Raw genomic sequence first — 310 nt, forward strand, 5'->3', positions numbered from 1 at the left:
AGCGTCATCAGGTGACGCTTGGGGTGCATGCCGTCCCGCAGGGTCATGTCATGAACGCGGATTTGCTTGCCTTTGAGATCCATGGTGGAGTTCTCCAGTTGTTCTGTTGGGGCGAATTCATTCGCCCACCGAAACCTTGCGCAACCTCCGTGGGCGAATGAATTCGCCCCAACGGGAGTAGCCAGATTCAGTCGCCGTTGGCTCAGGCCGGCTGCAGGGTCAGGTTGCCCGCCAGGATTTCCTCGGCGAACATCTCGGCGGTGCGGGCGGCGGCGGCGGTCATGATGTCGAGGTTGCCGGCGTACTTGGG

General features: G+C 61.6%; 1 pseudogene. It reads right to left on the reverse strand.

Annotated elements, in window-relative coordinates:
* Nucleotides 1-202: 202 nt before the first annotated feature.
* Nucleotides 203-310 (reverse strand): annotated as a pseudogene (locus tag B4920_RS29085) (acetaldehyde dehydrogenase (acetylating)); the annotation flags it as partial.

Source organism: Zoogloea sp. LCSB751, from assembly GCF_002028455.1.
GTDB lineage: Bacteria > Pseudomonadota > Gammaproteobacteria > Burkholderiales > Rhodocyclaceae > Zoogloea.